At 42.3% G+C, this 8,808-nt stretch carries 4 protein-coding genes; 2 read left to right on the top strand and 2 right to left on the bottom strand.

Annotated elements, in window-relative coordinates:
* Positions 1–284: 284 nt before the first annotated feature.
* The gene (locus HW45_RS17410) at positions 285–3,500 is read right to left on the bottom strand and encodes a S41 family peptidase (protein WP_038228513.1); all 3,216 of its coding nucleotides are present in this window, start codon (positions 3,498–3,500) and stop codon (positions 285–287) included.
* A 406-nt stretch (positions 3,501–3,906) separates the two neighbouring features.
* Between HW45_RS17410 and HW45_RS17405 the strand changes: the two genes are divergently transcribed.
* Entirely contained in the window at positions 3,907–6,327 is a 2,421-nt protein-coding gene (locus HW45_RS17405; protein WP_038228512.1) for a hybrid sensor histidine kinase/response regulator, read from the top strand.
* Between the two features lie 17 nt (positions 6,328–6,344).
* Entirely contained in the window at positions 6,345–6,707 is a 363-nt protein-coding gene (locus tag HW45_RS17400) for a DUF805 domain-containing protein (RefSeq protein ID WP_051868199.1), read from the top strand.
* 52 nt (positions 6,708–6,759) lie between these two features.
* Here HW45_RS17400 and HW45_RS17395 read toward each other — a convergent pair whose 3' ends face one another.
* Entirely contained in the window at positions 6,760–8,580 is a 1,821-nt protein-coding gene (locus HW45_RS17395) for a PhoX family protein (protein WP_200874589.1), read from the bottom strand.
* Positions 8,581–8,808 lie beyond the last annotated feature (228 nt).

The raw sequence follows: 8,808 nt of genomic DNA, 5'->3' as shown, positions 1-8,808 counted from the left end.
TATATAGATCACTGAAAGATATGAGATATTTATTTAGAGCTAAAGCTTAAATATCATCAAATGTAAATGGTCTGATGTAGATATATATAGTCAAAGCACCATACTGATGCAATACACATTATTTTGGTGCTTTTCATTAAGACGTGATCTTTTTCACAAACTCTCACAGCGCTTTAACATTAATACTTTGCACAATAACATGTTTACCTACTTCCATAGAAAAGGCCCCTGAACTTAAAGTCCAAGGGCCTTCAAAGCTAAACACTTATATGTAGCTGCCTATCTTAGTTCAGCTTTGCCAGTAACTCCTTAACAGCAACGCTTAGTTGGCGGTCTCTGTCAGAAGCGACGTCGTCAGGTGAGTTATAAACCAAGATATTAGGCTTCACCTCATTGTTCTCGAACCACTTACCCTGATCATTTTTGAAACCAAGTTGCGGTACACCATATTCCAATAATGGTTCTTGCTGGTTTTCCCAAAGCACGTAGGTTCCCGTTCCTGGTACACGTTCACCCACTAGTTTTCCAATTCCCTCTTTCTGATAAAAGTAAGGTACAACTGAACCATCTGAGTAACTCGATGCATTCGCTAACATTATGCTAGGTTTTGCCCAACGGCGAAGTGGAAATGAGCCTGCTGAATAGCCATCTCTCGATACCGCGGAACTGTGTCTCACACCAGATAATAGATTCATTATTTGATCATGTAGGTTCCCTCCGACATTGTATCGGACATCAATAACAACTGCTTCTTTATCTCGATATCGACCGAACAATTTGTTGACTAGCTGACGGTATGAATCGTTACCCATCTCAGGAATATGGATATAGCCCAGACGCCCATTTGATAACTTATTGGTAAGTACTTCACGCTCCGTTACCCAACGTTTATACGAGAGTTTCGCTTCGTCAGACAACGAGACAGGCTTAACGGCTACGGATATCGTTTTCTTATTCCCAGGAGTAAGAACAGACAGTCGAGTTACTTTACCTTCTAGGTTATTAAGCAATGGATAAATATCCTTGCCAGGTTGAACATCTACCCCGTTCACCGAGTAAATAATGCTACCTGATTTAATCGGGTTATTCGGTAGATCTGCTGGCCCTCCTAGTAGAACGCTACGAACTCTTGCACCTTTCCCTTGATATTTATCATCGTAAATAATGCCAAGTGATGCTGGCGACTCCCAACTACCAGGATGCATCCTATACGTAGAACCAGTGTGTGAGGCGTTCAACTCACCAGCCAACTCACTTAACAACTGAGCAAAGTCATTATAATTATGTATGCTTGGTAAATGTTTTGCATACGCCTCTCTATACCAATCCCAGTCAACTCCATGTAAGTTCTTGTCGTAGAATTTTGTCTTGGTCAAGCGCCATACATGGTCAAATATATACTGTGTTTCCTTCGCAAAGTCATATTCTGCATCCAAGCTAAAATGAACGTCCTCACTATCGCCATTAGCTAAATCGATTTTCTCTAGTTGTCCATGGCCAATGAGCATCAACATCGTTCTGTCAGGCGTTACCGTCATGGCTTGGATGTCATCCGCGGAGCGTGTGAACATCACTTCATGATCCCCTGTTAAAAGATTCAGGTGCACAAATTCGATATCATCGCCGCGTTGATTGGCAACAACCATTTCAGTGTTGTCGGGAGAAAGGTAACTCGCCAAAACTGACATAGAATAAGGCGTTAAGCGGTGGATTCTATCTTGAAGGTCGTTGACATCAATCAGAGTTTTATTGTTTGGAGCAGAAGCGTGTTCTTCTTGCTCAGCTAACCACGCTTGGTCTTGAGATAGACCCAAGTTTGCTTCTGTTTTTTTATTTAGAGTGACCGCATATACGTCACCATTTACGGTACTGCCATCCAGTTCTGTCAGTCCGTCTTTGTCTGAAGTCCAGTAAACAACCTGACCATCATCAGAGAACTTTGGTGCAAATTGAACAAATCCGCTGTAGCTCAATGTGATGGGTTTGTTCTCGCCTTTGCTATCAAGTAGAACAATATTATTAGCACTTAACGTACTACCATCACGAGATACAATATACTGATCATCTGGCGACCACTGATAGCGCCAATCTGAGTCCTCGTAGGAATACATAGATTGACTATTAAGAAGTGTCGTTATGGCGCCATCTTCAATAGTCATTACTTTTAACGTATTTCTTGATTCTCTGTATGCGATGCGTGTGTCATCATGAGACAACACAGGTTGGGTCTCATCTACCGGCGTATCCGTGAGTTGCTGTTCTGTTATCTGACTTGCCGTAAGAAAGCTCTTATCGTGATCGCCTATATGACTCGCAAATAAATCCCAATTCCCTGCTCGCTCAGAGCCATAAAGTAATGTCATTCCATCACTCGCGAACGAAATGTCTCTTTCTGCTTGTGGGGTATTCGTCAATCGACGAGCCTCTCCGGTCAACGTAGAGATGACAAATACCTCCCCTCGAGCTACGACGGCGACTTCCGGAGCTGTTGGTGATACCGCTAGTTCAGTAATCTCATAAGCCAAATTCACGTTGCTAGTACTGCTATCACTGCGCGCTTTACGTATTTTGATGTCAACTTCATGAGCTGCCTTATCGCCTTTCCTCTTAAGCCAAATACCACCGTCAAACCCGTAAGCTAAATCACCTTGGGTGCTAATCGACAAAAACCTAACGGGTAACTTTTGATGATGAGTTACGGCAACAGCATCACCTTCAGGCTCAGTCAAAGATTGCTTCCAGATGTTAAAACTGCCTGAACGTTCAGATAAGAAATACATGGACTGGTCATCCTCAGACCAAACTGCATTGCGATCTTCACCTCTAAACGTTGTTAATTGTGTGTGTTTGTGACTTTTAGCATCATATTTCCAGATATCTCTTGCTGCATCTGATTGAGCTCCTTTGCGCCACTGTTGTTCGGTATACGAAGGCAAATCAGTATACAAAGCCTGACTACCATCATGAGAGACCGAATAACTGCTCACTGAATTTTCTAACAAAACCTGCTCTCGACCACCCTTTGCAGGAACTGCGTAAAGTCTGTATGAACGACCAAAGAATCCGTTATTTAATTCACTATCACCATTACCAATCCTAAAAGATTGAAATAAGACTTGGCTACCATCGGCACTAAAGGAATATGGGATATCCTCGCTACCGTGGAAAGTTAACCGTTGAGATTTATGAGTGTTCATGTTCAAAACAAACACATCTCCCCGACCATACTGGTTAGATTGGTATGCTAACGACTGTCCGTCAGGAGACCATACAGGATTTGAGCTATAAACCGTCTCACTTGTAAGCGGAACCGCATCGCCACCCTTTGCGTTAGCTACCCAGACTTGGCCACTGTAAGTAAATGCAATCTGATCACCGTTCGGAGAAATAGCAATGTCTCGATACCATGATGCGCCCTCTGATGTTTGTGCAATAAGCAAAGAGGCGTGGCTAGCAGAGAAAAGGATAAAGCCCACTCGGGCTAAATGTGAAAATTTCATGGATTCCCTTAAGTGTTGCGTTTTTACCCATGATGCCACAGATTTGGGCGGGAAATTTTCATCACGAAATCATTGTAAATACAGACAAGTATTCGCCATTTTATCAAGCAATCACTCACCAACAAAATATACAGGATAATCCTCTATATATTTTATTTCATACAAAATTAAAACACTGCCAGATAATATATCCAATCATCTTTGCACTAATGAAATCTTATTCCTCAACCTTATACCGTTGCTTCATGCATACACAAAAATACAAGTTGCTACAAAGCATTGACTCTGTTCTACCAAAATTAAGCGTGTGAGAACTAACTCTATCCTTTTTTGTTTCATGTTTGTTACGCTGGTTTTGAGTTACACTACGCTTTGCAAAAACGTCGTACCATAAGGACATGGATTGATGAGCAACACCAACACCTCTCCCACTCAGGCTATTCGAAAGACCCTCATTTTGGGCGCGTTTGCCATTCTTAGTTTCTTAGCCTTATTTTTCTATACACAACATTCTGTTGATAACACCAAAAACCAATTGATTTCGCTTCAAAAGAGCATTCTTACCGCATCAAACAACATGCTAATGATGCGTCGTCACGAAAAAGATTTTATTGATAGAGTCGACCAAATCTATCTACAGAAAATGGAAACGGATTATCAAAACATTCTAGAGGAATTAGGTTCGATAAATGCAACCATTATAAATTCTGGACTTAACACAGATTACGATGGTCAGTTGGCCCTATCACATGTCGATGACTATGTTCAACGCTTCTACTTATTGGCTGATATCGTGTTACTTATTCATGGTTCAGAAGTTGAACCCGGCCTTATTGATAATTTAAAGAAGAAGGCACTCGCATTTGAATATGCCTTGATTCAAGCCAATTCGACACCACTTGATTATATTGCTCTAACAACCAAAGATTTGATGTATCAGTTCTTTGCCGAGTTTGACCCTACTGTTCTACCAAGAATTGAACGAACCCTCGTTCAAATGCAATCAGAGATAAGCGCTCAGAACTCCTCATACGAACTCCTATATAAATTTCAGCAGTTCCGACTTGCTTTTTATGCGCTGCAAAGCGCGTACGAGAATTTTGGTTACTCCTATCAAGAAGGACAACTTGGTGAACTTAGAACCACCATTCATAAGCTGGAAGGCAAACTGAATACCCTGTTTAATGTCTTACCAAAACAGATAAACAGCGAAATCGGTAAACATCAAAATCATCAATCTCTTGCCACAATTTCACTTATCACTGCCATTGTTCTCATCCTACTTTATGTTGTTAGACAAACCTCTACCCTAGAGAAAAAACTGATTGAAGCTCGAGAACAAGAGAAACAAGCGAATCGAGCTAAGAGCGCATTTCTGGCAAATATGTCTCATGAGATTCGTACGCCACTTAACGGTATTTTAGGTATGACTGAGATCCTCGGAGATTCCAAGCTTAGTGCCATCCAAAAAGATTACCTGACGACCATCAATGCATCGTCCCAGACCTTACTCATGCTGATTAACGATATACTCGATCTTTCAAAAATCGAATCCGGGCATTTAGAGATTTGTCCTCACACTACAGCAATAAAAGAGACTATCTTTGATACAGCGGCACTGATCGCACCCAAAGCACAGCAGAAACAACTCGATATTCTCATCGATATCGATCCAGATCTCCCTGACTATGTAAAAGCCGACGAACAAAAAATTCGCCAAACATTAATGAATTTAGCTTCCAATGCGATTAAGTTTACTGAAACAGGCAGCATCGCTTTCTCTCTAAAGTTGAGAGCTCAGACAAAAGACAGTGTCACCATTGGCTTTTCCATCCGGGACACAGGGATAGGCATTGATGAAAAGAAGCAGAAACACGTTTTTGAAGAGTTTAAACAGGAAGAGGCCGATACCTCGAAAGACTATGGCGGCACTGGTTTAGGCTTGGCTATTTGCGCAAAGATGGTGGAAATGATGGGTGGCAACATTCAGCTTGATTCAATCAAAGGTGAGGGCTGTCACTTCTATTTTGACCTCAAATTTAGCCGCGACAGCCATTGTGTCAGTGATGAGCCGTCACTATGTGTTCAATACTTCACAGACTCTCCAAATACACTGTTGCTTTCGGAACTAGAGCGTTACGGGGTGAAATTCGCGCACTCCGCTGTATCAGACATCAACACGTTGGAACTCACCACTGATACGATCATTATTCTTGATAGCAACGCCAACTTCTCCTCAGTTCAAGCACAATTCGAAGAGCATAATATTGTCCTATTGCGCGACAACAAAGAAGCTGCTGATGCCAATAACTTAAAGGTTTCTGCGTTTTTAACATCGCCACTATTTGGTAACAGATTGATCAACAGCCTGCGCAACCTTAAGAAGTCAGAAACTCATTCAGAATTGACTGGCGATAATGATACTAATTCAAAACCAAAGAGAACCTTTAGAATTCTGGTTGTTGAAGATAATAAAATAAACCAACAAATCGTTGGTTTAAATTTGAAGAAGCTATCCATCAGCTTTGTTATCGCTAACAACGGCCAAGAAGCGGTTGAGATTTATCAACGTGACTATTCGAGTATTGGACTTATACTTATGGATTGTATGATGCCTGTGCTTGATGGTTTTGAAGCAACTAAAGCGATTCGCGAGTTCGAAGCTAAGAAAGCTCTCAAGCAAACTCATATTATTGCGCTAACGGCCTCAGTGCTCGATGACGATATTCAAAAATGCTATCAAAGCGGCATGGATGACTATTTACCAAAACCTTTTAAGCGCGAAGTGTTGATGGAGAAACTAGACTCTAAGTTCCAAGCATCCTGATAAACCAAGGAGTGTTTATGCTGAATAACTACATCGATGTCTTAAAGAACAACTATGCGAACTTCAATGGACGAGCGACACGGAGGCAGTACTGGAGTTACGTGTTAGTCAGCTTTGTCATTGCCTTACTGTTCAACATCATCGATAGAATTGTTGGTGCCGGTAGTGAGCAATTCGGGTTATTTGGTACATTTTATTCTTTAGCCGTACTAGTACCCACCTTGGCAGTGGGGTGCCGACGACTACATGATACAGGTCGAAGTGGTTGGTGGTTATTCCTCTACTTGATTCCCTTGTTAGGTGCTCTCATTTTAGTCATCTTTTTCATTTTCAAGAGTGATCATGACAATGAATACGGAGCGGCTCCCTCTTCTCTCTAGTGAATAGTAAAAGAGACTCGCATAGAGTCTCTTTTAGTTTTTGAGGTCCTTATTAGGCCCCGATGATGCCGCCATCTGTGCGCGTAATCATCATTACAGATGAACGTGGTATCGACTTACCACCTTCAGGGAAATGTGATGGAGCAAGATCTTCGCCTGGGTGCTGCACACCAACAAACATTGTCTTATAGTCTGGAGAGAAGGTTAACCCAGTAATCTCACAGGCTATTGGCCCGGTCAGGAAACGGCGGATTTCACCCGTTTGCGGGTCACTACAAAGCATTTGGTTGTTGCCCATACCTGCAAAGTCCCCCTTGTTTGAGTATTTACCATCGGTTTGAATCCATAACCTACCAGCGCGGTCAAAACCAATTCCATCGGGGCTATTGAACATGTTGTCCTTATTGATGTTGTCACTGCCCGCCATCAAACCAGCTTCGTGTACTTCGGGATTGCCCGCAAGTACATAAATATCCCAGTTAAACGTTCCTGCAGAGTGATCACCTTTCGTCGGCCTCCAACGAACAATGTGACCATATGGATTCTTTTCTCTTGGGTTTACCGCGTTCAGTGGCTGCGACTCTTTAACACCACGATGTTTATTGTTGGTCAAAGTGCAAAATACCGATTGATTGTCCGGATGTACGGCTACCCATTCAGGGCGGTCCATTGTCGTCGCACCAACTTGTGTAGCGGCCTCTCGAGCGAAAATCATCACTGAAGCCGCATCAGGGAAGCCGTTTTCAGGAGTTAGGCCATTCTTGCCCCATGTTAGCTCCAACCACTCACCAGTGCCGTTCAATTCACCTTCTGTACCTGTGAATTTAGCGACGTATAATGTTCCTTCCTCAAGGAGATCACGATTAGAATCTGCACCTGCTACGTATTTGTTCTTGGATATGAACTTATATAAATGCTCACCACGTTCATCATCACCTAAATACACCACTACATAACCATCGTCATTGATAGTCAACGCCGCATTTTCGTGCTTGAAGCGGCCAAGCGCACTGCGTTTTTTTGGCGTTGCATTAGGATTCATCGGGTCAACTTCAACTACCCAACCATGACGATGCGGTTCGTTGGGGTCTTTAGCCATATCAAAGCGAGTATCATATTTATACCAATCATAGCCTCTGTCTTTATTACCCAGACCATAACGCTTATAGCTGTCACCTAATTCACTACCAGAAGTATTAGCGAAGTAACCATTGAAGTTCTCTTCACACGTCAGGTAGGTTCCCCACGGCGTCTGTCCATTAGCGCAGTTGTTAAACGTACCGAGTATCTTCTTACCTGACTTATCCGCATTGGTTTTAAGCAGTTCATGACCGGCAGCAATACCAGTCATTTCCATTTCTGTGTACGCCGTGATTCGACGGTTTAGACGACCATCTACATTCACTTGCCACTTGCCATTGTTTTTTTCTAACTCAACAACCGATACCCCGTGTGCTGCCTGTGCTTTTCGAGCATCATCTGCTGAAATGTTATTACCTTGATGTTTATAAAGGTATTCGTTGTTGGTGTATTCGTTATTCACAACAAGCACAGCTCTGTCATTGGAAATTAAGAAAAACGTCATACCGTCATTGTTGTCACCAAATTGAAGTTCCTGCGCCTGCGCATTATTCGATTGGCTAAACTTTGGTGCACCTTTTTTGATAGCGTCACCCCAAGAGATCAATACATCTGCCTGATAACCTTGTGGTACTTCAACCGTATCGGTTGTTGAAATAGGAATAGCATCAAAGCCAATTAACTGCGATTTGCTTGGCATAGTGTTAGCAACAGCCTGACCAATAGGACTCGCAGCAAAAAAGCCAGCCGTTCCAGCTGCCCCCGTTGCTTTTAAAAAACGACGACGCGACATAGCAGCTTCAACAAATCGATTGAATTCTGGTTCTTGTTCGAGCGCTCTTTGATCTGGAGTTCGATTAAAATGCTTCACTTTGACTTCCTTTCTATTAAAGAAAAGGCCATTAAATTGGCCGTTATAACTATTGTGGCCGCTATGATGCATTCAAATTATGACACCTCAGTTACAAATAATTAACACTTATATTATTAGAACTTTCCTAAGGCTTTGTTGCCGAAATCG

Origin of the sequence: Vibrio sp. ER1A (genome assembly GCF_000733315.1) — a bacterium.
Classification (GTDB): domain Bacteria; phylum Pseudomonadota; class Gammaproteobacteria; order Enterobacterales; family Vibrionaceae; genus Vibrio; species Vibrio mediterranei.
This window is presented reverse-complemented; position numbering and strand designations above follow the sequence as displayed.

Excerpts from the sequence above, each read along its gene's own strand:
- HW45_RS17410 (WP_038228513.1), bottom strand. The coding sequence starts at position 3,500 with ATGAAATTTTCACATTTAGCCCGAGTGGGCTTTATCCTTTTCTCTGCT.
- HW45_RS17405 (WP_038228512.1), top strand. The coding sequence starts at position 3,907 with ATGAGCAACACCAACACCTCTCCCACTCAGGCTATTCGAAAGACCCTC.
- HW45_RS17400 (WP_051868199.1), top strand. The coding sequence starts at position 6,345 with ATGCTGAATAACTACATCGATGTCTTAAAGAACAACTATGCGAACTTC.
- HW45_RS17395 (WP_200874589.1), bottom strand. The coding sequence starts at position 8,580 with ATGTCGCGTCGTCGTTTTTTAAAAGCAACGGGGGCAGCTGGAACGGCT.